This is a genomic window from Buchnera aphidicola (Chaitoregma tattakana) (assembly GCF_039370165.1).
In the GTDB taxonomy this organism is placed as follows: Bacteria; Pseudomonadota; Gammaproteobacteria; order Enterobacterales; family Enterobacteriaceae; genus Buchnera_G; species Buchnera_G aphidicola_F.
In genome coordinates, this window is sequence record NZ_CP134991.1 from 45,134 (window position 1) to 68,860 (window position 23,727).

The 23,727-nt window shown below is 21.5% G+C and carries 24 protein-coding genes, 2 tRNA genes and 1 other RNA gene; 14 read left to right on the forward strand and 13 right to left on the reverse strand.

What is annotated here, in order from left to right; genetic code table 11:
- Positions 1 to 2 precede the first annotated feature (2 nt).
- Complete coding sequence (dnaG, locus tag RJI84_RS00220) at positions 3 to 1,337, reverse strand: DNA primase (RefSeq protein ID WP_343189125.1); 1,335 nt, start codon at positions 1,335 to 1,337, stop codon at positions 3 to 5.
- Positions 1,338 to 1,406: 69 nt separating this feature from the next.
- The gene (gene rpsU, locus RJI84_RS00225) at positions 1,407 to 1,622 is read right to left on the reverse strand and encodes a 30S ribosomal protein S21 (protein ID WP_343189126.1); all 216 of its coding nucleotides are present in this window, start codon (positions 1,620 to 1,622) and stop codon (positions 1,407 to 1,409) included.
- A 171-nt stretch (positions 1,623 to 1,793) separates the two neighbouring features.
- Between rpsU and tsaD the strand changes: the two genes are divergently transcribed.
- Positions 1,794 to 2,831 carry a tRNA (adenosine(37)-N6)-threonylcarbamoyltransferase complex transferase subunit TsaD gene (gene tsaD, locus RJI84_RS00230; RefSeq protein ID WP_343189127.1) on the forward strand — a complete coding sequence of 346 codons (1,038 nt, stop codon included), beginning with the start codon at positions 1,794 to 1,796 and terminating at the stop codon, positions 2,829 to 2,831.
- A gap of 254 nt (positions 2,832 to 3,085) precedes the next feature.
- Positions 3,086 to 4,348, forward strand: coding sequence for a tRNA CCA-pyrophosphorylase (locus tag RJI84_RS00235; RefSeq protein ID WP_343189128.1), 1,263 nt, complete (start codon positions 3,086 to 3,088; stop codon positions 4,346 to 4,348).
- Between the two features lie 143 nt (positions 4,349 to 4,491).
- On the opposite strand, the gene crr is transcribed toward RJI84_RS00235, so the two are convergent.
- The 3 genes from crr to RJI84_RS00250 form a co-directional block, all read right to left on the reverse strand.
- Positions 4,492 to 4,995, reverse strand: coding sequence for a PTS glucose transporter subunit IIA (crr, locus tag RJI84_RS00240; protein ID WP_343189129.1), 504 nt, complete (start codon positions 4,993 to 4,995; stop codon positions 4,492 to 4,494).
- A gap of 77 nt (positions 4,996 to 5,072) precedes the next feature.
- A complete protein-coding gene (ptsP, locus tag RJI84_RS00245; protein ID WP_343189130.1) occupies positions 5,073 to 6,710 on the reverse strand; it encodes a phosphoenolpyruvate--protein phosphotransferase in 1,638 nt (545 codons plus the stop codon).
- Between the two features lie 70 nt (positions 6,711 to 6,780).
- The gene (locus tag RJI84_RS00250) at positions 6,781 to 7,038 is read right to left on the reverse strand and encodes an HPr family phosphocarrier protein (protein WP_343189131.1); all 258 of its coding nucleotides are present in this window, start codon (positions 7,036 to 7,038) and stop codon (positions 6,781 to 6,783) included.
- Between the two features lie 236 nt (positions 7,039 to 7,274).
- On the opposite strand from RJI84_RS00250, the gene ligA reads away from it, so the two are divergent.
- On the forward strand, positions 7,275 to 9,032 hold the full coding sequence (ligA, locus tag RJI84_RS00255) for an NAD-dependent DNA ligase LigA (RefSeq protein ID WP_343189132.1): 1,758 nt from the start codon (positions 7,275 to 7,277) through the stop codon (positions 9,030 to 9,032).
- 10 nt (positions 9,033 to 9,042) lie between these two features.
- On the opposite strand, the gene RJI84_RS00260 is transcribed toward ligA, so the two are convergent.
- Together RJI84_RS00260 and RJI84_RS00265 are read right to left on the reverse strand one after the other, a co-directional pair.
- Positions 9,043 to 9,115 (reverse strand) — tRNA-Lys (locus RJI84_RS00260).
- 24 nt (positions 9,116 to 9,139) lie between these two features.
- Positions 9,140 to 9,212 (reverse strand) — tRNA-Val (locus tag RJI84_RS00265).
- 124 nt (positions 9,213 to 9,336) lie between these two features.
- On the opposite strand from RJI84_RS00265, the gene gltX reads away from it, so the two are divergent.
- Complete coding sequence (gene gltX / locus RJI84_RS00270; protein ID WP_343189133.1) at positions 9,337 to 10,749, forward strand: glutamate--tRNA ligase; 1,413 nt, start codon at positions 9,337 to 9,339, stop codon at positions 10,747 to 10,749.
- An 82-nt stretch (positions 10,750 to 10,831) separates the two neighbouring features.
- Here the strand turns inward: gltX and RJI84_RS00275 are convergent, their stop codons facing one another.
- Positions 10,832 to 11,140, reverse strand: a complete 309-nt coding sequence (locus tag RJI84_RS00275) for a flagellar hook-basal body complex protein FliE (protein WP_343189134.1) — start codon at positions 11,138 to 11,140, stop codon at positions 10,832 to 10,834.
- Positions 11,141 to 11,250: 110 nt separating this feature from the next.
- Here RJI84_RS00275 and fliF point away from each other — a divergent pair, with 110 nt between their 5' ends.
- The 9 genes from fliF (at position 11,251) to fliR (ending at position 19,826) form a co-directional block, all read left to right on the forward strand.
- Positions 11,251 to 12,966, forward strand: coding sequence for a flagellar basal-body MS-ring/collar protein FliF (fliF, locus tag RJI84_RS00280; RefSeq protein WP_343189135.1), 1,716 nt, complete (start codon positions 11,251 to 11,253; stop codon positions 12,964 to 12,966).
- Positions 12,963 to 13,961 carry a FliG C-terminal domain-containing protein gene (locus RJI84_RS00285; protein WP_343189136.1) on the forward strand — a complete coding sequence of 333 codons (999 nt, stop codon included), beginning with the start codon at positions 12,963 to 12,965 and terminating at the stop codon, positions 13,959 to 13,961. Before fliF ends, RJI84_RS00285 begins: the two co-directional genes overlap by 4 nt.
- Positions 13,954 to 14,604 carry a FliH/SctL family protein gene (locus RJI84_RS00290; RefSeq protein ID WP_343189137.1) on the forward strand — a complete coding sequence of 217 codons (651 nt, stop codon included), beginning with the start codon at positions 13,954 to 13,956 and terminating at the stop codon, positions 14,602 to 14,604. The genes RJI84_RS00285 and RJI84_RS00290 overlap by 8 nt, the downstream gene beginning before the upstream one ends.
- On the forward strand, positions 14,601 to 15,962 hold the full coding sequence (locus tag RJI84_RS00295; protein ID WP_343189138.1) for a FliI/YscN family ATPase: 1,362 nt from the start codon (positions 14,601 to 14,603) through the stop codon (positions 15,960 to 15,962). Before RJI84_RS00290 ends, RJI84_RS00295 begins: the two co-directional genes overlap by 4 nt.
- Positions 15,963 to 15,979: 17 nt before the next feature.
- Positions 15,980 to 16,444, forward strand: a complete 465-nt coding sequence (locus RJI84_RS00300; RefSeq protein WP_343189139.1) for a hypothetical protein — start codon at positions 15,980 to 15,982, stop codon at positions 16,442 to 16,444.
- 46 nt (positions 16,445 to 16,490) lie between these two features.
- Positions 16,491 to 17,861 carry a FliM/FliN family flagellar motor switch protein gene (locus tag RJI84_RS00305; RefSeq protein ID WP_343189140.1) on the forward strand — a complete coding sequence of 457 codons (1,371 nt, stop codon included), beginning with the start codon at positions 16,491 to 16,493 and terminating at the stop codon, positions 17,859 to 17,861.
- A gap of 131 nt (positions 17,862 to 17,992) precedes the next feature.
- Positions 17,993 to 18,733: a flagellar type III secretion system pore protein FliP gene (gene fliP / locus RJI84_RS00310; RefSeq protein ID WP_343189141.1), complete on the forward strand. Its 741-nt coding sequence runs from the start codon at positions 17,993 to 17,995 to the stop codon at positions 18,731 to 18,733.
- Between the two features lie 35 nt (positions 18,734 to 18,768).
- Positions 18,769 to 19,041 carry a flagellar biosynthesis protein FliQ gene (gene fliQ, locus RJI84_RS00315; protein WP_343189142.1) on the forward strand — a complete coding sequence of 91 codons (273 nt, stop codon included), beginning with the start codon at positions 18,769 to 18,771 and terminating at the stop codon, positions 19,039 to 19,041.
- The gene (fliR, locus tag RJI84_RS00320; RefSeq protein ID WP_343189143.1) at positions 19,038 to 19,826 is read left to right on the forward strand and encodes a flagellar biosynthetic protein FliR; all 789 of its coding nucleotides are present in this window, start codon (positions 19,038 to 19,040) and stop codon (positions 19,824 to 19,826) included. Before fliQ ends, fliR begins: the two co-directional genes overlap by 4 nt.
- 100 nt (positions 19,827 to 19,926) lie before the next feature.
- On the opposite strand, the gene rpmG is transcribed toward fliR, so the two are convergent.
- Genes rpmG through ppa form a run of 3 tightly spaced genes read right to left on the reverse strand, consistent with a single transcriptional unit; the run spans position 19,927 to position 20,907 of the window.
- A complete protein-coding gene (rpmG, locus tag RJI84_RS00325) occupies positions 19,927 to 20,094 on the reverse strand; it encodes a 50S ribosomal protein L33 (RefSeq protein ID WP_343189144.1) in 168 nt (55 codons plus the stop codon).
- 21 nt (positions 20,095 to 20,115) lie between these two features.
- Positions 20,116 to 20,334, reverse strand: a complete 219-nt coding sequence (gene rpmB, locus RJI84_RS00330) for a 50S ribosomal protein L28 (RefSeq protein ID WP_343189145.1) — start codon at positions 20,332 to 20,334, stop codon at positions 20,116 to 20,118.
- A gap of 42 nt (positions 20,335 to 20,376) precedes the next feature.
- Positions 20,377 to 20,907: an inorganic diphosphatase gene (gene ppa / locus RJI84_RS00335; protein WP_343189146.1), complete on the reverse strand. Its 531-nt coding sequence runs from the start codon at positions 20,905 to 20,907 to the stop codon at positions 20,377 to 20,379.
- 120 nt (positions 20,908 to 21,027) lie between these two features.
- Here ppa and RJI84_RS00340 point away from each other — a divergent pair, with 120 nt between their 5' ends.
- Positions 21,028 to 22,368, forward strand: coding sequence for a metallopeptidase TldD-related protein (locus RJI84_RS00340; protein WP_343189147.1), 1,341 nt, complete (start codon positions 21,028 to 21,030; stop codon positions 22,366 to 22,368).
- A 40-nt stretch (positions 22,369 to 22,408) separates the two neighbouring features.
- Here RJI84_RS00340 and rnpB read toward each other — a convergent pair.
- Both rnpB and rsmI read right to left on the reverse strand, forming a co-directional pair.
- Positions 22,409 to 22,802: RNase P RNA component class A (rnpB, locus tag RJI84_RS00345), an RNA gene on the reverse strand.
- 29 nt (positions 22,803 to 22,831) lie between these two features.
- Positions 22,832 to 23,689: a 16S rRNA (cytidine(1402)-2'-O)-methyltransferase gene (rsmI, locus tag RJI84_RS00350; RefSeq protein ID WP_343189148.1), complete on the reverse strand. Its 858-nt coding sequence runs from the start codon at positions 23,687 to 23,689 to the stop codon at positions 22,832 to 22,834.
- Between the last annotated feature and the right edge of the window lie 38 nt (positions 23,690 to 23,727).

A 23,727-nucleotide genomic window follows, 5' to 3' on the forward strand; every position in this document is an offset into this window, starting at 1 on the left:
TTTTATTTTTTTTTTTTTTTATATATATATTTTTTAGGTATAAGTAAACAACGTTGATCATGTTTTGTTATACCTAACTTTTTTATAAGTTTTTTTCTTAAAAAAAATTTAATTATTTTTCCAGGAATTTTTTGTATCATATTTATAGCTAATCTACTAAATGTTGTTTTTTTTTCTGGGCTAGACAAATCATTTTTTTTTAATAATTTTTTAAACAAAAATTCAGACATAGGTGTTGCGTTTTTTATTCTAATTTTAAAATTTTTATATCCCTCTTTTCTAATAATACTGTCAGGATCTTCTCCTTTAGGTAAGAATATAAATTTTAATATTTTGTTGTCTTCTATATATGGAAGTGAAATTTCTAATGTTTTCCATGAAGCATTTTTTCCAGCCTTATCGCCATCGTAACAATATATTATTGTGTTAGAAATTTTAAACAATTTTTTGATAATATTTATGTTTATTGATGTGCCAAGTATAGATACAGCATATTTTATTTTATTTTGAAATAGTGTTATTACATCAAAATACCCTTCTACTATTAACAATTTTTTTATTAATTTGTTATATTTATAAACCTCGTTAATTCCATACAAATTTTCTTTTTTTTTAAAAATTTTTGTTTCTGGAGAATTTAAATATTTAGGAAAGCTTTTTGTGAGTATTCTTGCGCCAAAACCATTTATTTCTCCTTTAGAATTTTTTATAGGAAACATTATTCTGTTAACGAATCTGTTATATATTGTATTATTTTTATTAAGGTATAAAATACCTGCTTTTATTAAAAGATTTACTAAAGTTTTGTTTTGTTTTGCATATTTATCTGTAATAATTTTTATATTATTAGAATATCCTATAGAAAATTTTTCTATAATATCTTTCCTTACGCCTCTCTTTTCTAAATATTTTCTCACTTGTACATTTTTTTTTTCATATATGTTGTTTATATATTTTTTAGAAAGTTTATAAAGTATATTATGTAGTTTTTTTTTTTCATAATATATTTTTTCACATTGTTTTTTGTATTTAATATTTTTAGTTGGAATTTTCATTCCATTTAACATTGAAAGTTCTTTTATACTTTCTAAAAAACTCATTTTTTCATAATTCATTAAAAAATCTATTACATTACCATGAACGTTACATCCAAAACAATAGTAGAACTGTTTTTCCAAACTTATAGAGAATGATGGAGTTTTTTCATTGTGGAAAGGACATATTGCATAAAAATTTTTTCCTCTTTTTATTATTTGTATTTTAGAACTTACTATGTCTACTATATTAGTTTTTAATACTAATTCATCAATAAAACTTTTTGGAATTTTTTCTAACATTTTTTTATAATAATTTTTATTATTAGCCGATCTTTTTAAAGAGCGGCTGTAGTTTTTTATTTTGTCTTTTTAATACATTCTTATTCTTTTAGAATTTTCTCTATTTATTTTTTTTTTTAGTCTTTTAATTGCTGAAGCTTTTGCTCTTTTTTTTATTGTTGTAGGTTTTTCATAAAATTCTCTACGTCTCATTTCAGATAATATTCCAGCCTTTTCACAAGCTCTTTTAAATCTTCTTAATGCTATGTCAAATGGTTCATTTTCTCTAATTTTAATAATAGGCATAAATTTTATTTTTTATATTATTTATTCTTTAAATACAAAGAATTTAAAAATTATTTGTAAATTTATATTATCAAGTATATATTATAAAATATATATTTTATATTTTTTAAATAAAATATTTTTATATTTAAAAATTTTTATTTAATATTATAGTTGTAAATTACGTGACACATGCAAATATTAGGAATAGAAACTTCTTGTGACGATACAAGTGTTGCTATATATGATGATCATACTGGACTAGTATGCTGTTTGACTAAAAGTCAGTCTAAGATACATTCTCAATATGGAGGTGTAGTTCCTGAAATTGCTGCTAGATTACATTTAAAAAACATTTTTTTTTTGTTAAAAAGTTTATTTAAAAATAGCAATGTTTATAAAAAAGATATTTGCGCTGTTGCATATACTGTCGGACCAGGATTGTCTGGCTCTCTTTTAGTAGGAGCATCTGTAGCAAATTCTTTGGCATATTTATGGAAAATACCTGTTGTATTTGTTAATCATATGGAGGCTCACTTATTTTCATACATGTTAAATAAAAAATGTTTTGATAAACCAAAGTTCCCATTATTATCTTTATTAGTTTCTGGTGGTCACACTCAAATTGTTGTTTCTAAATCTTTAGGCAAATATCATGTATTAGGAAATTGTCTTGATGATTCAGCGGGTGAAGTTATAGATAAAGTTGCTAACATGTTAGGATTACAATATCCAGGAGGTGCTAAACTATCTAAACTAGCAAGTTTAGGTAAATTGGGAGCTTTTAAATTTCCGAGACCTATGATTAATAGTAATGACTTTAACTTTAGCTTTTCTGGATTAAAAACTCATGTCAGTAGAATAATATTAAAAAATAATATTAACAGTTTGGAAACAAGAGCTAATGTAGCTAGAGAATTAGAAAATTCTATAGTAAGTGTTCTTGTTGATAAATGTTTTAAAGCTATGAAATTTACAAAATTAAGTAATTTAGTAATTTCTGGAGGAGTTAGTGCTAATCATTTGTTAAGAAAAACGTTTAGAAACATGTCTAAAAATATTGTAAACTGTAAAATTTTTTTTACTAATAGAACATTTTGTACAGATAATGCAGCTATGATAGCATATTTAGGTATGTTATATTTTAAAAATGGTTTTTTTTCCTCTTCTAAAATTTTTTTTTCTTCTAAATTGTCTATTTCTAACAATATTTATTTAAATAATTTTTGAAAAAACAGAGATTTCGTTTTAATTAAAAAATTTATTCGTATGCTTTAGTATAAATATTTTTTTTAAAAAAAAATTAATTTAATATACTTTTGTATGGTTTATAAAAGTTTTGTAAAGTAACAATATTATTGTTCTATGTATATTTTTTACATAATTTTTATATTTTTTAAAAAAATAATATTTTTTGTATAATTATATATTTTATATTAGTTGTATATAAAAGTGTTTACTATAAAATTTTTATGAGATCGTTGATGAGAAAATATCTAGTTGGAGGGGCTGTAAGAAATAAGATTTTAGGGTTGCCCGTAAAAGATAAAGATTGGGTAGTTGTAGGTTCTACTCCTGACTTTTTTATAAAAAATAAATATAAACAGGTAGGTAAGAAATTTCCAGTGTTTTTACATCCTATTACTAATGAAGAATATGCTTTAGCTAGGACTGAAAAAAAATGTGGGGTTGGATATAAGGGTTTTGAAGTGAATTATTCTCCTTATATAAAATTGAAGGAGGATTTGATAAGAAGAGATATAACTATTAATGCTATAGCACAAGACAAATTTGGTAAGTATTTTGATCCTTGTAATGGTTTATTGGATATAAAAAAACGTTTGCTAAGACACATTTCTCCATCTTTTTCTGATGATCCTTTAAGAGTATTTCGAGTAGCGAGATTTGCGGCATTACTGTTTCACTTAGGGTTTAAGATTTGTAGTAATACTTTATCTTTGATGTCTAGTAAGTTTTTAAAAAATGAAATAAAGCATTTAGAAATAGAAAGAATATGGCAAGAAACAGAAAAGGCGTTTAGAACGAAAAATCCTAACATATATTTGCAAGTTTTATTTGATTGTAATTTAATAAGTACTATTTTTCCAGAGATATATTATTTATTTGGTCTTAATAATAAATTTAATTATTTTAATAAAAAAAAATTTTATAAACAAAATATTTTTCAAGGTTTGTCATATATTTCGAAGTATACTAATAGAGTAGATATAAAATTTTCGTTTTTTTTACAATTATTTAACATTAATTTAATATGTTGTGTAACCAACAAAAGAAAAAACTATTTTTTTAAGCATTTTTTAAAATATATATATAATTTTTTAAATAGAATTAAAGCACCTAAAAAAGTTAAAAATTTGTCTTTAGTTTTTATTAAAAATATAAATTTATTAATTAATATATCTAATATATCTTCTACTGAAATAGTTATTTTATTAAAAAAAATGAATGCATGGAGAAACCCTAAAATTATAAAAAAAATATCTTTATTAATGAATTGCTATATAAATTTTTTAAATATTTTTTCTAAAAAAAATAAGCATAAAGGTATTTTTTATAGTCAATATTTAAAAAATGTTTTTAAAGTTGCAAGTACTGTGTCTTTTAGTTCTATTTCTGTAGAAATAAAAAATGGTATGTATATACAAAAAGAGCTTGATAGATTGAAGAAGCTTGCTATAGATCGATGGAAAACATTCAATACAGTAAACTGTTTCAAAAATTGTTAATATTATATTTTTTCAAATATGTTTTAAATTACTTGTTAATATTTTAATACATTTTATATTGAAAAAAATGTTATTTTTTTTAATAATTTTTTTACTTGATACTATAAAAATTTTATATCAAACGGCACTTAAGTGCCGTTTTTTCAATTTTCTACAATCATAATAACAGTTTTTCCTGAAGTAATTTTTCCGGACATCTTTTTTATATTTTTTATTTTTTCCATATTAGATATGACTACTGGTGTAATTACAGACTTTGCGCTTTTTTTTAATAGAGTAAGATCAAAATTAATAATTAGGTCTCCTACTTTTACATTTTGATTTTCGTTTGCAAATTTTTCAAATCCTTTTCCTTTTAATTTTATAGTATCTATACCAAAGTGTACGAATAATTCTATTCCGTCTTCAGATTTTATTGAAAAAGCATGTAAAGTATTAAATATTTTTTTTATTTTCCCATTTACAGGAGAAACAATACTATTTCCAGTAGGTTGTATAGCTATTCCGTCTCCTACTATTTTGTCTGAAAATACTATATCTGGCACTTTTTCAATTTTAATAATTTCGCCTGATAGTGGTGCAAAAATTTCTATTTTTTTGTTTACACAATTGTTTTTGCTTCCAAAGATATTAGAAAATATACTCATTAGTTTCTCCTAAATATTTATTTTAACAATATATTTTAACATTTTTTTATTTTTATAAAAATTTTAAATATATTTTTTTATTCTTTTCTTTGGAAGTAGCTATTTCTAATTATTTTTTTTATATTAGGTATGTCTGGAGAATTTACACTTAATTCATCTATTCCAATTTTTAATAAAAACTTTATTGCATTAGGATTGCTAGCTAACTCTCCGCATATTCCAGTCCATTTTCCATGACTATGAGAAGCTTTAACTACCATTTTAATCAATTTTATTACTGCAGGATGCATAGGATCATATAAATCTGATACCAGTTGATTTCCTCTGTCTACAGCTAATGTATATTGAGTAAGATCATTACTACCAATGCTGAAAAAATCTACTTCTTTAGCTAAATCGTTTGATATTAACGCTGCGGCTGGAGTTTCTATCATAATTCCTATTTTTATATTTTTATTAAATTGAATTTTTTCCTTTTTTAGTTCTTTTTTTGCATTATTTAATTCTTTTTTTAAAAAGTGTATTTCTTTTAAAGATATTATCATAGGAAACATAATTTTAAGCTTACCGTATTTAGAAGCTCTTAATATTGCTCTCAATTGTGTGTTAAAAATGGTTTTTTTTTCCATATAAATTCTTATAGCTCTATATCCTAAAAATGGATTGTCTTCTTTAGGTAAATTTAAATATTTACAATTTTTGTCTCCTCCTATATCTAAAGTTCTTATTATTACTTCCTTATTTTTCATTTCTTTTGCCATAGATTTATAAGTTAAAAATTGCTCTTCTTCTGTAGGAAGTGTATTTTTGTCTATATATAAAAATTCTGTTCTATACAATCCAATAGATTGAGCTCCATTTTTTTTAGCTATGTTTATATCACTTATCTGATTGATATTAGCTCCTATTTTTATAATTTTTCCGTCTAGAGTAATTGCTTTTAGTTTTTTGAACATTTTTAAATTTTTTATTTCTTTAAGGAATTTTTCTTTTATTTTTTTTTTGGATGTAATAATATTTTTTTTAGGGTTTATATGTATTTCATTATTTATACTATCTATTATAATATAATCTTCATTATTTACTTTTTTTGTAATATTTTTTACTCCTACTATAGCTGGTATTCCAATAGATTTTGCTATTATAGAAGTATGTGATGTTTTTCCTCCCAGTTCTGTGGCAAAGCCTAACACATTACTAACATCTATTTGGGAGGTTTCTGATGGAGTAAAATCTTTAGATATCAAGATAACTTTTTTATTTATTTTTTTTAAGTTTTTTATATTTACTTTTAATATGTTGCTTATAAGTCTTTTTCCTATGTCTTTAATATCTGCTATTCTGCTTCTCAAATATAAACTTTTTATATTTTTCATTTCATTGATTTGTTTTTCAATTATTTTTTTCACAGCAGTTTCTGCAGTATACTTATCATTTATTAAGTCTATAATATCTTTAGAAAATTCTTCATCTTCTAAAATCATGATATGTCCCTCAAATATGTTTGATTTTTCTTCTCCTAGATTTTTTTTTGCATGTTTTTTAATGCTTTTTGTTTGTTTTATTGTGTAGTTAATAGATTTTTTAAATTTTTCTATTTCTAAATGTATTTCTTCTTTTAATATTTTCTTTCTCTTTATCATTATATCTTTTTGTTTTATTAATAATACTTTTCCAAAAGCTATCCCTTCTGAAACAGGAATTCCTGAAATCATAATTTTCTCTTTAAAGTTGAAAGTATATTATATATTTTTTAGATTACATATAATTTACGTTTAATATTTTTTATTTAAGGTTTAATATAAATTTTTTTAAATGCAATACTGCTTTTTGCTCGTCTTCACCATCAGCCGAAATATCAATTGTTTTTCCATATTCCAGGTTTAAAGTTTGCAGTTTAAATAAACTTTTTGCGTTAACTGTTTTTTTATCTAATGTGATAGTAACCTTAGAAATAAATTTTTTAGCTTCTTTTACAAACAATGAAGCCGGTCTTATATGAAGTCCATTTTTTAATTTTATTTTAGCTGTTTTTGTGAACATGTTTGTTCTCTTTTTTGTATATAATTTAAATATATTTAATATATAGCTTTTTAAAGTCTATATTTAATTTTAAAATAACATGATTTTATATAAAAATATAAATCTTTAAAAATTTATATATTTTTTTAATTAAAAAAATTATACTTTTATAGAATATTTTTTAATTTTAAAATTTTACTTTATTTAGTGAAATATGTAAAAATTGATATTTAATCATTATATAGTAATATAAATTTATGAATTGTATTAAAGATATAATTAAAAGTCTTAGAAATAAAATAGAGTTATATGAATATTTTTATAATGTATTAAATATTTCAATAATATCAGATCAAGAATATGATAAATTAATTGAAGAATTAACTATATTGGAAAAAAAATATTATAAACATGATTCTAGTAATTCTCCAACTAAAAAAATAGGAAAAAACTTTTCTAATGAACTTAAGATACGAAATCATATTTTTCCTATGTTATCTTTAGAAAGTGTGTATAATATAAACAATTTTTATAATTTTTACAGTTTTGTTAAGAAAAATAACAGTGAAAATAATTTAAAATTGTGTTGTGAACTTAAAATTGATGGTGTTGCATTAAGTATATTGTATAAATATGGCAAACTTGTTCATGCTTTAACTAGAGGTGATGGATATTCTGGAGAAGATGTTACTCATAATTTAAACATTATAAAAAATGTGCCTAACATATTATTAGGAGAAAATGTTCCAGAAGTATTAGAAGTCAGAGGAGAAGTTTTCATGTTGAAATCTGATTTTAACAGCTTAAACAATAGTTTAAAAAGAAAAACAAAAAAAATTTTTTCTAACATAAGAAACATTGTTTCTGGAACCTTAAGAAGGACAAATATTTGTAAAACTTCTAAATTTGTTAGAAGATTATTTTTTTGTGTGTATGGATATGGTTTTGCAATTCCTAATAACTGTTTTGTAAGTCATTATAAAATGTTACAAAAGATGAAGTCTTTTGGATTTTCTATAAATAAATATAATGTTTTGCATAAAAATAAGAAAAAGATTTTAAATTTTTTTAAAAAAAGTTTTTTAATGAAAAATAAAATAAATTTTGAAACAGATGGAATAGTTATAAAGACAGATTCTATAAATCTTCAAAAACAACTTGGTTATAACAATAAATTTCCAAAATGGGCAATAGCTATTAAATTTGATACAGAAAATTTAATTACAAAAGTTTTGAAAATAACATTTGAAATAGGTAGAACAGGTATATTAACACCTGTAGCATCTTTAAACCCAATTAATTTTTCTGGTGTAGTAGTAAAAAATGTTTCTTTATATAATATTAATCAAATGAAAAGACTAGGCATAAAAATAGGTTCTCATGTACTTGTTAAAAGATCCGGAAATGTAATACCTAAAATTGTTAGAGTTATTAATTCAACTAAAACGTATTTTAAAAAAAATATATTATTACCGGTGAATTGTCCTAGTTGTAAATCAAAATTATTTTTAAACAATTGTAATAAATTATACAGATGCTTGAATAGAGTATTTTGCGCCCCGCAAAAAGAAAAACTAATATTACATTTTTTCTCTAAAAATGCATTAAATATTAGAGGAATTGGACCTAAAATTATAAAAAAACTTGTTTTTAAAGGAATTGTAAATAGTCCGTTAGATATTTTTAGTTTAAATAAAAAAACATTGTGTCAAATAGAAAATATTAATGAAAAATCTGCTAATAATATAATCAATAGATTAAATAACTCTAAAAAAGTATATTTTGCAAACTTTATATACGCTTTAGGAATTCCAGAAATTGGTTTATTATTATCAAAAAATATCTCTAAACATTTTAGTTCTATTGAAGAGTTAATACATTCTGATTATGTTGATTTTTTAAAAATAAAAAAAATAGGTAAAAAAAATGCTAATAATTTAATGTTTTTTTTTAAATCAAAAAACAATATTAAATATATAAAAAAATTGTCTAAGATATTAAAAATTATTTTTTAATACATTTTTTTGGGCTGTGCAGGATTTGAACCTGCGACCAATTGATTAAAAGTCAACTGCTCTACCAACTGAGCTAACAACCCATAAAATATTATAAAATAAAATTTTAGGTGATGCCGGATTCGAACCGACGACTTCCTCCGTGTAAAGGAGGCACTCTACCAACTGAGCTAATCACCTATAAAAATTTACTACTAATTTTATTAGTATAATATTTAATATTAACTAGTCAATATTTTTGTTGATATTTTTACATATATTTTTTTAACTTATTTACATCTAATATATATTTAAGAAGTGGTTTATGAAAATTAAAACTAGATTTGCGCCTAGCCCTACAGGAAATTTACATTTTGGTAACATAAGAACTGCATTATTTTCTTGGTTGTTTGCTAATAAATATAAAGGAAGTTTTATTTTAAGAATTGAAGATACAGACGTATGTAGGAATATCACTGGTTCAGTAGACAATATTATTAAAGTTATGAAATGGCTGAAATTACATTGGAATGAGAAAGTGTATTTTCAAAGTAAGAGACTTAACTTTTATAATAGTATAATAGATATGATGTTACAGTCTGGAACAGCATATAAATGTTACTGTTCAGAAGATACTTTAAAAAATAAAAAGAATATACAAATATTACATAGTAAAAATACTAGATATAATAGAAAATGTAGAAATTTGGAAAATAACATTTATACTACTAAGAAATCTTTTGTGGTTAGATTTAAAAATCCTCTTAATGGATATGTAAAATTTTATGATGAAATAAGGGGTATAATAAAATTCAAAAATAGTGAAATAGATGATTTTATAATTAGAAGAAGAAATGGAATACCAACTTACAATTTTTGTGTAGTAGTAGATGATTTAGATATGAAAATAACACATGTAATACGCGGAGAAGATCATATAAGTAATACACCTAAGCAGATAAATATATTTTCTGCTTTAAACGTCCCCCACCCAAAATATGCTCATTTGCCTATTTTATTAGACATAGATTATAAAAAAATTTCTAAAAAAAATAGTAATTTTAATGTTATTGAATATTTTAAAGAAGGATTTTTACCAGAGGCCATATTAAACTATTTAGTCAGATTAGGATGGTCTCATGGAGATCAAGAAATATTTAGTTTAGAACAAATGAAAAATTTATTTTCTTTTAAAAATGTTAGTAAATCTTCTAGTATTTTTGATAAAAAAAAATTATTATGGTTAAATAAATATTATATAAATAATTTACCTACAAAAAATTTAATATCCTTGTTTAAATATTATATCAGTAAAGAAAACATAGATATTAAAAACGGGCCTAGAATTGAAGAAGTTTTTCAAATTTTTAAAGATAGATGTAATTCTTTAAGAAATATGGCTATTTCTTGTCGTTATTTGTATGACAATAATTTAAATTTTAAGAAGATTTTTATAAAAAAATTTTTTTCTAAATTTTATTTAGTAACTTTAAACATTATATATTTGCATTTTAAAAAAATAGATTCTTGGAAATCTTCACATATTTGGAATTCTATATTATTAATGTCAAAATTAAACAAATTATCTTTAAAGAATATAATTGAACCATTAAGAATAATTTTTACAGGTGATATAGTTTCTCCTAGTATTAGTAAAATAATTTATTTATTTGGTAAACATAAAACTCTTTTTAACATTAAAATGTATATTTTATATTTAAAAAAACAATTTATATAGTTTTTTTTATTTTTTTAATATTACATGAAAAAATATTTTATTTTTCATGTAATATTAGTTTTGTGAAGTGAAATACAAATTTTTATATTTGCATGTTCATAATTTCTTGATATGCAGATATTATTTTATTTTTTATTTTTACAGCTATTTCTAAAGACAATGTTGATTTTTCTGCATCTAACATTAAATCACTTACTGATTTTCTATTCATCATTTTACTATCTATAAAGTTTTCTTTTTTATATTTTGCAAGTTCTTTAAATTGTCCAATTTCTTTTTTGGAACAGTTAAACAATTTATAAAAGTTATTTTTTGGAACATATTTTTTAATATTTATTTTATTACTTAATTCATTAAATTTTGTTATAATCTTAGATTCATTTATTAACATATTTTTGTAAGAGTATTAAATAAATTAAATTTAATTTTTATTATATCATATTTTATTTTAAAATATTTTAATAAATATATTTTATTTTTTTATAACATGAGAACAGTTTTATGAATAGAAAATTGTCATTTGAAAAAAATGTAAATGAAAACAAGATTTTCAATAATATTTTTAATATTGTTAAAAAAAATATTATTTTATGTTTAATACTGTTATCAGCGTCTATAACATTAATTTTTTCTATTCTTTTTTTGTATAAATCAACAAATTATTGTACTTTATATAATAATTTATCTAATGAAGATAAAAGTTTAGTTATTTTTGAGTTGTCTAGTATGAACATTCCTTATAAAATAAATGATTCAAAAAATAAAATTAAAATACCTAAAAAATTAGTTTATCAAGTTAGAATGCATTTGTCAGAGAAAGGAATTCCAAAAGATAATATAGATGGATTTGAAATTTTAGATAAAGAAAAATTTGGTGAAAGCCAGTTTCGTGAAAAGATAAATTATCAACGGGCTTTAGAGGGTGAATTATCGAAAACAATTATGAAAATAGATTCTATAAAGAATGCTACAGTACATTTAGTCATGCATTCTAAATCTGTTTTTTTTAACGATGATATAGAGTCTACTGCATCTGTTTTATTAACATTGAAATTTGGAAAAAAATTAGATATAAATAAAATAAATGCTATTTTAAATTTAGTGTCTAAAAGTGTTTCTGGATTAAAATATAATAATATAACTATCGTAGATCAGTATGGAAATTTTTTGAATCAGTCTATGGATATGGATACATACAATGATAGTAAACTCGTTTATATAAATAATATAGAAAAGAAATATAAAAGAAAAATTGAAGAGATTTTAGTTCCTCTATTTGGAATAGATAATGTATATGCACAAGTTACAGCACAAATAGATTTTGACAAAAAAGAAAAAGTAGAAGAAAAATATAAACCTAATTCTAATAAATTGGACCAAGCTATTAGATCTAAACAGAGTTCTTACAGTAAAGATTTAAATAATTCTAATGATAACTATGTACATAATAAAAATAGTATAAAAGAAGATGTTAATATACAAGATGGTGTAAAAAATTTATCAAAAAATGATAAGAAACAACATAACATATTTAATAATAATAAATCTATTATAGATCCTAGCAATACAAATAGTATTAATACACATAATTATAACCCTAATATTATAGGTAATAAAAGTTATAATTTTGACAATACGACTAATTATGAAGTAGATCATGACGTTATAAACACAAAAGTTAATATAGGAAATTTAAAAAAAATTTCTGCAGGTATAGTAATAAATTATGTAAAAGATTCTAAAGGAAATTTTGTTCCATTGAGCAGTGCAAATATAGAAAAAATAAAAGATTTAATAAAAAATTCAATTGGATTTTCTGAAAATAGAGGAGATACAGTTAATTTAGTTAATTCTATGTTTTATAGATCCCCGGAAATAAAGAAACATAACGTAATTTTAACAGATACAGATAGAAATTTAGTTTTTCAAAAAAGATATTATTTAATTCCAATTATAGTAGTTATGTTCATAATTTTATATGAACTTTTGTTTAAAAAAATATTTTTTTTTATATTTTTTAAAAATAAAGTAATAAATAAAAATGATAAAATATATATTAGAAAAAATAAGTTAAAAGTAAAAAAAGACGAGAAGAAAGTAAAAAAAGAGTCTAGTTTATTGCCTATTATAAAGCCAAAAAAAACACATAAAAATATTTTTGAAAAAAAATCTTCATTTATAGCAAAAATTATTCGAAATTGGATAAATAAAAAATGAATAATAGTATTAATGGTTATACAAAAAGTGCATGTTTGTTATTTTATTTAGGTATTAAAAAGAGTATTAAAATATTAAAATTTTTAACTAAAACAGAGAAAAATAAAATAATATGTAAATTGTCTGATCCTTCAATTTTATCTAAAGAAAATATAGATTCAGCAATAGAAAGTTACAAAAAGTGTTATAAGAACGAAATTTTGAGAAAGAAAGATAGTTTTAAAAATTATTTTAATATTATTCTTTCTAAATTTTTTAATAAAAAAGAAAGATATTACTTTATTAATGAGATTAATACTAAGAAAGTTTTTTTAAAAAATGTAAAAAGAGTAAATTTAAATAGTTCTAAAAATTGTTATATAGTTTTGAGAGGAGAACATCCGCAGATAATAGCTGCGTTTTTAAAATATGTAGATCATAGAAAGTCTATGAAAATTTTATCTTTTTTTAACAAAAAAGATAGAAATGAAATTCTAAGAAGAATGTTTGAAATACAAAGTATGAATCAATTTTCTAAAAACGAATTTTTTAAGATAATAAACGATGTTTTTAAAAAAGAAAAATCACATAAATTAAATACTTTTGATAAAGCAATTAACGTGTTTAAACTGTTTACTAAAAAAGATAAAGTTTATATTTTAAAAAACTTTTTTAAAAATAATTCTAATATAAAAAAAGAAATTATATGTTTAATGTTTTCTTTTGAAGACATATTTTTTTTAAAAAATTGTAGTATATCTATTTTATTAAAATATGTTGATAAAAAGGTTTTATATATTTCTATGTTAGATTTGTCAGAAAAGTTTAAAAAAATTTTTTTAATGAACATGTCTAAAAAACAATTAAATTATTTTTTTCATATGTTTCAAAAAGAGAATTTTTCATCTTCTCCGATTAGTATAAAATGTAGTAAAGATAAGATTTTGAAAACATTACAACTATTGTTAAAAAAAGATGTATTAATTTTAAAAGACTTGGAAAAAATTTATGTATAAATTACTTAATTCTAAACAGTGGAAAAAATGGAATGCTGATTCTATTAACACAGAAAAAAATAATACAATAGTTAAAAAAAAAAATGTTACAGACTTGTCTAGAAATTCATATTTAGAAAGTGAAAGATTAATAATAGAAAAAATTAGTTATGATAAAGGTTTTAAAAGTGGAAAAAAAGTTGGGTATGATTTAGGATATAAACAATTCAATTTATTTAAAAAAGAAATAAACGATAGTAAAAAAAAGATAGAAAAAATTTTTTTGAATCTCAGTAAATCTATTGAATCTATAGATTCGTATGTTTCTATTAAAATAGTAAAAGTGTTATTTAGTGTTCTAAAAAGAAATAACAAATTTTTTAGTAATAATACTAATAGATTAATACAGATTGTGAAAAAAAGTTTACGTAAAGAGTTATTTTTTTTAAAAAATTTAAACTTTTTAGTAAATCCTACAGATTTTAGTATTATTAAAAAAAGTTTTAGAAATTGTTTCAAATTTAACAATTGGACTCTTATTTCAGATAATAAGATTGCTTCTGGAGAATGTAAAATATTTTCTTCAGAAATGAATATAGATTTCACTAATTCAGACACTTGGGATAATTTATATAGAATATTTTTGTTTGAGAAAAATATATGACTACAAATTTAAAAAATTGGTTAAAAAATATAAATTTTTTAGATAAAAAAATATGTAGTTTTTCTGGTGTAGTAAATTATGGGCGTTTAGTTAGTTTTGTTGGTCTCCTTTTAGAAGTTTCAGGTTTAATATTATCTATTGGAGATATTTGTATAATAGAGGTTATTTATAATAATACAATGTTGTTAGTGGAAGCAGAAGTTGTAGGATTTAAAAATAAAAATGTGTTTATAATGTTGTTTGAAGAATGTAGAGGAATTTCTCCTGGGTTAAGAGTGTTTCCAAAAGTTGACAAATTCGGAAAACGTAAAAGAAAAACTCTTCCTATAGGAAATAATTTATTAGGGAGAGTAGTTGATAGTTATGGAAGCCCTTTAGACGGATTAGGAAAAGTAAAATGTAATCAGTTTACTTCTACATATTGCAGCAAAATAAATCCTTTAAAAAAAGTGCCAGTTACTAAAATATTAGATACAGGAATAAGAGCTATTAATGCTGCTTTAACTATAGGTATGGGGCAAAGAATAGGGTTGTTTGCTAGCTCCGGGGTAGGTAAAAGTGTATTATTAAGTATGATGGCTAAAAATTCAAATTCGGACATTTTTGTTATAGGATTAATTGGGGAAAGAAGCAGAGAAATTTCAGAATTTGTAGAAAACATAAAAATTGCACATAATTTTAATAAATCTATAGTAGTAGTATCGCCTGCAAATAACTCTCCTTTATTAAAGGTTCAAGGCGCTCTTTATTCTATCAGTATAGCAGAATATTTTAGAAAAAAAGGTCGTAATGTTTTATTTATTTTAGATTCATTAACTAGATATGCTATGGCTGAAAGAGAAATATCTATTTCTATGGGCGAAATGCCTGTTATAAGAGGATATCCTACTTCTATATTTTCAAAACTTCCATTTTTTATAGAAAGATCGGGTAATAATGAAAAAAAAAATTGCTCTATAACTGGTTTTTATACTGTTTTAATAGAAAGTAATGAAAATTTAGATCCAATTTCTGATTTAGCGAAATCTGTATTAGATGGTCATATTATGTTGTCTAAAAGTTATGCTGATTCTGGGCATTATCCTGCAATTGATATGGAAACTTCTATAAGTAGAATAATGTATAATTTAGTTAGTAAAGAACATTACAAAAAAGTAATTTATTTAAAACAGCTAATATCTACATATAAAAATAATAAAGATTTAATAAGTTTAGGAGCATATGTAAAAGGAAATGACAAAATTTTAGACAATGCTGTAAATTTATGGCCTAAAATAGAAAAATTTTTGCAGCAGGATATAGATGTGTCTCACAACTTTGAAAGTTCTTATTTAGAATTAAACAATTTAATAAAATAGATAGGTTAATAATAACTATGAAAAAAAAGATAAAGTTAGTAAATTTGTTAATACTTTTAAAAAAAATTAAAATGAATATTTTTTATAAAAAATTTTTAAATACACTTAGTTTAAAAAAACGTAATAAACTAGATTTAAATATATTGAGCAAATATAAAAATGTTTATTTTAGGAAATATGATAAACAAGTTGCATATGGCATGAGTGTGTTAGAAACAAAAATTTTTAATAATTTTTTGTGTTTTTTAAAACATGGTTTTTTACAAAAGAAAATGGAGCTTGATAAAATCAACAAAAAATATAACAACATATTTAAAAAGTTTGTAGATAAAGAAAAAAATGTTAATATTCTAAAATTTTTTAAATCATATTTATTAAATAAAGTATATAATAAAACTATGAATATAATTGAGTTTAATAATGAAGAATCAATTCAGGCGTTTTTTTTAAATAAAAAAAATTGTATTTATACTATTGTATAAATCTGTTTTTAGAATTATAGAATTTTATGTTTTTAAGGAAACTGTTATGGATAAATATTACAACAATTTTATACATGTTAACAAAATTTTGAAAAAAATTCGTGATATTACCTGCAGAAAAAATTTTAATATAGATAAAAATTTTATTAGTAATGAGATTGATTTTTCTAACATTTTATATGCAGATTTAAATAATATATATTTTAAAGAAAAGTTTTTGTTAGAAAAATCATTTAATGACTTTTCGAATTCTTTAAGTATAAAGTTGTCTAATTTGCTAAATTATAAAATACAAATAGATGTTAAAAGTATTAAAATAGAAACGTATAAAAAATGTTTTAAAAATATTGGTTCTTTAATAAGTTTTAATTGCTTTAAAATTTCTTCTATAAAAAGTTTTGGTAGCATTATTTACTCTCACGATTTTGTACTTAATATGTTAGAATTTTTTTTTGGTGGAAAAAATAATTTTTTAAATTATAAAGATTTTAAAAATATTTCTTATAGTCAAAATTTTATTAATTATAAAATAACAAAAATATTTACTAAAAATTTGTCACATAATTTAGAAAAAAATTTTAATTTAAAAATATTTTCATATAATTCTAAGAAATTTTTTGAAAAATCTTATAAAAATTTTTTTTATTCAAACAATTTTATTGTTAGAGTATGTTTTAACTGTATTACTGGAAAATATAGTAATTTATTTAATATATTTTTTCCATGGAGTTTTATAAAATATGTAAATAACATAGTTGTACAAAATCACAATAAAATAAGCGAAAAAAGTTATTCCAAAAAGAACTTTTATATTATTAAAAGTATAAATTTTGTGATGTCTGCCTTTTTGCAATTTTTTTTTATTAATTTATATAGTTTATATAATTTAAATATTAATGATGTAATAAAAATATATAATCCGGTAGATGTTTACATATTTATAGATGATAAATTATTTTTTTTAGGTAAAAATACTGTTTTAAAAAATAGAATATCTGTTTTAGTGAAAAGATCTGTATACTTAAAACATTTAACTTGTGGTGATAAGATGAATAATCAATTAGAAAAATTTAAAAAGTATGTTTCAGAAAACGATAGTATATTAAAAAAAGATGAAAAAAAACAAACTGTTTTTTTAGATAACACAGTAGAAGAAGATGACTTGGACAATAGAATAAATTATGTTGGTGATATAAAAATAAAAATGTCTGTTAGACTAGGTAGAATAAAGATGAAAGCTAAAAAGTTGTTATCAATAAAGTGTGGATCAATTTTACAATTAGATCAATTAGCAGGTGAGCCGTTGGACATTCTGGCTAATGGGTGTTTAATTGCTAAAGGCGAAATAGTTGTTATTAAAAATAATTATGGAATCAGAATTGTAAATATATTAAACAACGTAAATAAATTAAAATAAATATTTTGATATATGTTTTATTTTTATTTTTTATAATTTTTCTTTAAAAACATTTTTATTTTTTGATTATATATTATAAAGTGACGTTGTTTACTAAGATTTTATAACATTTTAATATTGTGGTAACTATAATGAAATATAGTAAAATTTTATTATTTTTTTTTCCATTGCTTTCTACTTCTGCATATGCTTTAAATTTAGATTCTATTAACAATTTGTTTTCTAATAAAAGTAATGATATTTCTATGCCTTTAGATATTTTGATTATAATGAGTTCTATGAGTTTTTTGCCTGCTATTGTTTTGTTAATGACTAGTTTTACTAGAATTATAATTGTATTGAGTTTGTTAAGAAATGCTTTAGGAATGACATATTCTCCTCCAAATCAAATATTAATTGGATTAAGTTTGTTTATAACTTTTTTTATTATGTCTCCAATTTTTAATAAAGTATATAAAGATTCTTATTTACCATTTGTGAGTAAAAAGGTAAATGCAGAAACTGCTATTAACAATGCTATTTTTCCTTTCAAGAAGTTTATGCTACATCAAGTTAAGAAAACAGATTTGTTATTTTTTCTCAAATTGTCAAAAAAACAAGATATTAAATTTAAAAATAAATATGATATACCTATGTATGTATTAGTGCCAGCATTTATAACTAATGAACTTAAAGTGGCGTTTCAAATAGGTTTTATGATATTTATTCCCTTTATAGTTATAGATCTTATAATATCTAGTATATTGATGGCTTTAGGTATGATGATGGTGCCTCCATCTAGTATATCTCTTCCATTCAAATTAATTCTTTTTGTATTGTCTGACGGTTGGAAGTTGTTAGTTAGCTCTCTTGTTAATAGTTTTTATACATAATCGTGTATTTAGAAAAATATATTAGGAAAAAAAATATGACTTTAGAAGCTGTTGATAGTTTACTTGGTGAAGCTATAAAAATGATTTTAATATTATCTATGCCGCTATTAATAATAGTATTGTTTATAGGATTGGTAATTAGTATGCTGCAATCAGTTACACAAATTAACGAACAAACTTTATCATTTGTTCCAAAAATATTTTCTATCTTAAGTATTCTAATATTGCTTGGACCTTGGATGCTTAGTACCATAGTAAGTTACATTAAAAATTTATTTAAAATTTTACCCCTTGTTATAAACACATGATATACTTAAACTTATATAAACTTTTTGAAATATTTCGCGAAATAATTTTTCCACTAGCTAGGATATTACCTATAATAAGCCTTACGCCAATTTTTGGTGAAAATTTTGTAAATAAAAGAGTTAAAATATTAATTTCTGTGCTTTTAAGTATTTTTTATATTAATGTTAGCGCCACAAACTTTTATATAAATTTATTTTCTAATGAAGGTTTTTTGATTTTATTTCAACAAATTTTTATAGGGCTTTTTTTAGGATTTGTAATATATATGGTATTTTCAATTCCTGTAATAGTAGGAGAAATAATTAGTTTACAAATTGGTTTATCATTTTCTACAATTTTTGACGTTTCACAAAAATGGAACTCTTCTGTATTTTCTTATTTCATAAAAATTTTTTTTTTAATGGTATTTTTGTCTCTAAATGGACATTATTGGATAATTTATACTATATTTAATAGTTTTTCATTAATTCCAATAGAAAATTTACATTTTTCTAAAAATGCATTTTTCTTAATTTTATATTTTTTTTCTAAAGTGTTTTTAAGAGGGGTCATTATAGTTTTTCCAATAATGATACCTGTTTTAGCATTAAACATTATGATGGCTATATTAAATAGAACTATTCCTCAATTTTCAGTTTTTTCTATTTTTTTACCTATGTTATTATTAATAAGTTTATTCATTTTTTATTTCTGCGTGCCAATTAACATAAACAATTTTAACTTATTTCTAAAAAATATGTTTGAAAAAATTAATAATTTTAATAAAAATACAATTTTTTATTAAAATTTTTACGTTATATATTTTTTTATGTTAGTTATTAAACGAATTGACTACTTTGATTAAATATTGAATGTTTCAATTCGTTTAATGTTTTTTAAATATACTATTTTATTTTGTGTTCTTTATACCAAACATGTTTTCTTTTTATAGGGTCATATTTTTTTAGTTGTAATTTTTCTGGTTTATTAACTTTATTTTTCGTTGTTGTATAAAAGTGACCATTGTTAGAGGTAGACAATAATTTTATTTTTTTTCTTAATTTTTTTGCCATTTGTGTTTTTCTCTGTTTTTTTTAAAAATAGTTTTTGAATACTTTATCTATACCTTTTTTGTTTATTTCTCTAATTCCTTTTGTACTGATCTTAATGCTTACAAATCTTTTAATAATTGGAACCCATAACTTATATTTTTGGATGTTAGGTTTAAATTTTCGTCTTCTTGCATTCATAGCGTGTGATCTTTTGTTTCCAAAAATTGTTTTTTTTTTAGTAATTTTGCATATTCTAGACATGTATTATGTTCACTTTTTTATATTTTTTTTATTTTATATGGATTATTTTTTTTGATATGCTTTTATAGATTTTAGTATTTCTTCTTCTGCTTCTTTTTTGTTTCCCCATCCAATAATTTTAATCCATTTATTTTTTTCTAATTTTTTATAATTAAAAAAGAAATTTTCAATTTTTTCTGTAACATGTTTTTCTAAATTTTTTATATCTAAAATTCTATTATATTCTTTTGTAATTTTTTTATGAGGAACACTTATAATTTTATTATCTTGACCTGATTCATCTAACATCTTTAAAATTCCTATAGGTGTACATCTAATTATAGATTTAGTGATTAAAGGATAAGGAGTTATTACTAAAGAATCTAAACAATCTCCATCTTTTGATAAGGTATTATTTATATATCCATAATTATATGGATAAAACATAGCAACAGGAATAAATCTATCTACAAATATATTTCCACAATTTTTATTTATTTCATATTTTATGGGTTTTGAATGTGATGGTATTTCTATTATCACAAAAATATCATATGGTGGTTTTTTTCCTGTGGATATCTTATTTATATTCATATTAATAACAATTTTTCCAATAAATATTTTAGAATATTAATCAACATTTTATTTATATAGTATACTATATATTAATTTTATTATAATTATAAATAATTAAATAAAAAGGTTATTATTACTATGATTTATAATATTTTTTTTGAAAAATCTGAATTGAAAAACTTTATCTTAAAAATTTTAAACATTTATAAAAAAAGAGTAGATTACTTGAAGATATATATTATACAAGATAATTCTAGAAATGTATTAATTAGAAATTCTAATTTAGAACTTTCTGAAACTAAACAAAATATTAAAATACATGTTGATGTTATAAAAAACAATAAATTTGTAAGAACATCTTTTAATAGCTTAAATATTAGTATGGTAAAAAAAATTATAGATAAAGCAATATATGCTACCAGACATGTTGCTTCAGATTTTTGTAATAATGTTTATGCAGACATGATATTTCAAAACAATATTAAAATGAATTTGTGTAACATCAATATTATTAGTCTGAAAGATATAATTAACACAACTATTTCTATAGAAAATATTGCATTTAAATTTGATAATAGAATTTATAATAGTGATGGTATTAATTTTTATGAAAATTTTTCAAATATAATTTTTGGTAATAGTAATTTTGATATATCTTCATATTCTACTAGTTATTATTTTATAATGTCTAGTGTTATAGCACAATATAAAAAAAAAATGTATAACGGGTCTTATTATAGTGTTTCTACTAAATTTAGTAAATTAGATAATATAAAAAAAATTGGAGAAATGTCTGCTAAAAATGCTATATACAAAATATCTCCTAAAAAGATATATACTAGTATGTCTTCTGTCATTTTTTCTAATGAAATAAGTTATATTTTATTTGAATATTTATCTGAAGCTATTTCTGGAAAAAATGTGTATGAAAGATCTACATTTTTAAAAAATAGTTTAGGAAAAAGAATTTTTCCAAAATGGTTAAATATATTAGAAGATCCGCATTTAAAATATGGGCTATGTTCTCATATATTTGATTCTGATGGATTTAGTACATTTTCTAAAAATATCGTGAAAAACGGAATTTTAAAAACTTGGATTTTAAATAATTATTATGCTAATAAATTGGGATTAAAATCTACAGGAAATTCTTTGGGGTCGTATAATTGGATAATTTATTCAAGTCTATCAAAACTTTTTAGTTTAAAACACTTATTGTTAAATATGTATAATGGAATTTTAGTCAATGAATTATATGGAGATGGTTTTAATGTAGTAAATGGTGATTATTCTATAGGAGTGTCTGGTTTTTTAATACGAAGAGGTGAGATATTGCATCCAATAGATGAAATTACTATATCTGGTAATTTAAAAGATATATTTTATAAAATTGTAAATATGTCTAATGATTTTAATAGAATTAATAAAATAAAATGTGGATCTATTCTTTTATCTGAAGTAAATATTTCTGGCAAATAGTTTTTATATCTGTTTTTACATATAAAAAAAATAAAAACTTTGTTGAAGTTAGTCTATAAGCCGGATTCTGTATTAAACAGTCATTCATCTAGATTAATAATTTCTTATTAATTCATGCAACCTACCCAGACTATTAACATATACGGGTTTTTAGTCTTGTTTGGTCTTGCTCTAAGTGGAGTTTACATTGACCATAATTTGTTACCAATTTATGCGGTGTGCTTTTACCACGCCTTTTCACCCTTTCCGAAAATTTTGTATTTTTTTAGGAGGTTTGTTTTCTGTTGCACTGTTCGTGGGTTTACACCCCCCAGGAGTTACCTGGCACTTTACCCGTGTAGAGTCCGGACTTTCCTCTTTTATAAAGATGTTTAATAAAAATATTATAAATATATAAACATATTTTATTTAAAAGCGACTGTATGTCTAACTTCAACAATATAAATGTATTATATATATATTTTTATGTCATCTTATTTTTTAAGATATATTTGTACAATAAGTTTTTATTTATATTATGTATTTTAGATGTAGCTATTATGGCGCTACTATTCATTAAAAATTTTTTTAATATTTTATGTGTTTCAAGAATATTATATGTAATAACTTTTTGATGTAAATTTGTATTTCCTTCTATTATTAATAAAATTTCTCCTTTATATCTTTTTTTGTCTAATTTTATCCATTTTATTAATTTATTTATTCTTGTTTTTTTTATAGTTTCCCAGAATTTAGTTACTTCTTTAATAAAAGTTATTTTTCTATTTTTTCCAAAAATTTTCATTATTATATTTAAAGATTTAAGTATTCTTTTAGACGTTTCTAATAGAATAATGGTTCTTTTTTCTAAATATAAATTATAAAACATATTTTCTATTTTTTTTTCTTTTCTAGGTATAAATCCTTCGTAACAAAATTTTTTTGTACTTATTCCAGAACTACTAATAGCAGCTATTGCTGAGCAAGCACCTGGTATAGGTACAACTTTTATTTTATTTTTATGACACATTTTTACTATTAGTTCTCCTGGATCGTTTATTAATGGAGTTCCAGAATTAGAAACTATAGCAATATTTTCATTTATAATTAATTTTTTTAATATTATATAACTTTTTGCCTTTTCATTTTCTTTATTAAAAGATGTAATTTTAGTTTTTATTTTATAAAAATTTAACAATTTTTTAGTATGATTTATACTCTCAGCAGCTATTATATTTACTGTTTTTAATATTTCTATAGCTCTGTATGTAATGTCTTTTAAATTACCTATTGGCGTAGATACTATATATAAAATGCCTAAACTTTTAGTTTTTTTTTTCATAATGTGTGTGATTTATAGTTTTTATATTAAATATTTTT

Coding starts and splice junctions, on each gene's coding strand:
- dnaG (WP_343189125.1), bottom strand. CDS start 1,337: ATGTTAGAAAAAATTCCAAAAAGTTTTATTGATGAATTAGTATTAAAA.
- rpsU (WP_343189126.1), bottom strand. CDS start 1,622: ATGCCTATTATTAAAATTAGAGAAAATGAACCATTTGACATAGCATTA.
- tsaD (WP_343189127.1), top strand. CDS start 1,794: ATGCAAATATTAGGAATAGAAACTTCTTGTGACGATACAAGTGTTGCT.
- RJI84_RS00235 (WP_343189128.1), top strand. CDS start 3,086: ATGAGAAAATATCTAGTTGGAGGGGCTGTAAGAAATAAGATTTTAGGG.
- crr (WP_343189129.1), bottom strand. CDS start 4,995: ATGAGTATATTTTCTAATATCTTTGGAAGCAAAAACAATTGTGTAAAC.
- ptsP (WP_343189130.1), bottom strand. CDS start 6,710: ATGATTTCAGGAATTCCTGTTTCAGAAGGGATAGCTTTTGGAAAAGTA.
- RJI84_RS00250 (WP_343189131.1), bottom strand. CDS start 7,038: ATGTTCACAAAAACAGCTAAAATAAAATTAAAAAATGGACTTCATATA.
- ligA (WP_343189132.1), top strand. CDS start 7,275: ATGAATTGTATTAAAGATATAATTAAAAGTCTTAGAAATAAAATAGAG.
- gltX (WP_343189133.1), top strand. CDS start 9,337: ATGAAAATTAAAACTAGATTTGCGCCTAGCCCTACAGGAAATTTACAT.
- RJI84_RS00275 (WP_343189134.1), bottom strand. CDS start 11,140: ATGTTAATAAATGAATCTAAGATTATAACAAAATTTAATGAATTAAGT.
- fliF (WP_343189135.1), top strand. CDS start 11,251: ATGAATAGAAAATTGTCATTTGAAAAAAATGTAAATGAAAACAAGATT.
- RJI84_RS00285 (WP_343189136.1), top strand. CDS start 12,963: ATGAATAATAGTATTAATGGTTATACAAAAAGTGCATGTTTGTTATTT.
- RJI84_RS00290 (WP_343189137.1), top strand. CDS start 13,954: ATGTATAAATTACTTAATTCTAAACAGTGGAAAAAATGGAATGCTGAT.
- RJI84_RS00295 (WP_343189138.1), top strand. CDS start 14,601: ATGACTACAAATTTAAAAAATTGGTTAAAAAATATAAATTTTTTAGAT.
- RJI84_RS00300 (WP_343189139.1), top strand. CDS start 15,980: ATGAAAAAAAAGATAAAGTTAGTAAATTTGTTAATACTTTTAAAAAAA.
- RJI84_RS00305 (WP_343189140.1), top strand. CDS start 16,491: ATGGATAAATATTACAACAATTTTATACATGTTAACAAAATTTTGAAA.
- fliP (WP_343189141.1), top strand. CDS start 17,993: ATGAAATATAGTAAAATTTTATTATTTTTTTTTCCATTGCTTTCTACT.
- fliQ (WP_343189142.1), top strand. CDS start 18,769: ATGACTTTAGAAGCTGTTGATAGTTTACTTGGTGAAGCTATAAAAATG.
- fliR (WP_343189143.1), top strand. CDS start 19,038: ATGATATACTTAAACTTATATAAACTTTTTGAAATATTTCGCGAAATA.
- rpmG (WP_343189144.1), bottom strand. CDS start 20,094: ATGGCAAAAAAATTAAGAAAAAAAATAAAATTATTGTCTACCTCTAAC.
- rpmB (WP_343189145.1), bottom strand. CDS start 20,334: ATGTCTAGAATATGCAAAATTACTAAAAAAAAAACAATTTTTGGAAAC.
- ppa (WP_343189146.1), bottom strand. CDS start 20,907: ATGAATATAAATAAGATATCCACAGGAAAAAAACCACCATATGATATT.
- RJI84_RS00340 (WP_343189147.1), top strand. CDS start 21,028: ATGATTTATAATATTTTTTTTGAAAAATCTGAATTGAAAAACTTTATC.
- rsmI (WP_343189148.1), bottom strand. CDS start 23,689: ATGAAAAAAAAAACTAAAAGTTTAGGCATTTTATATATAGTATCTACG.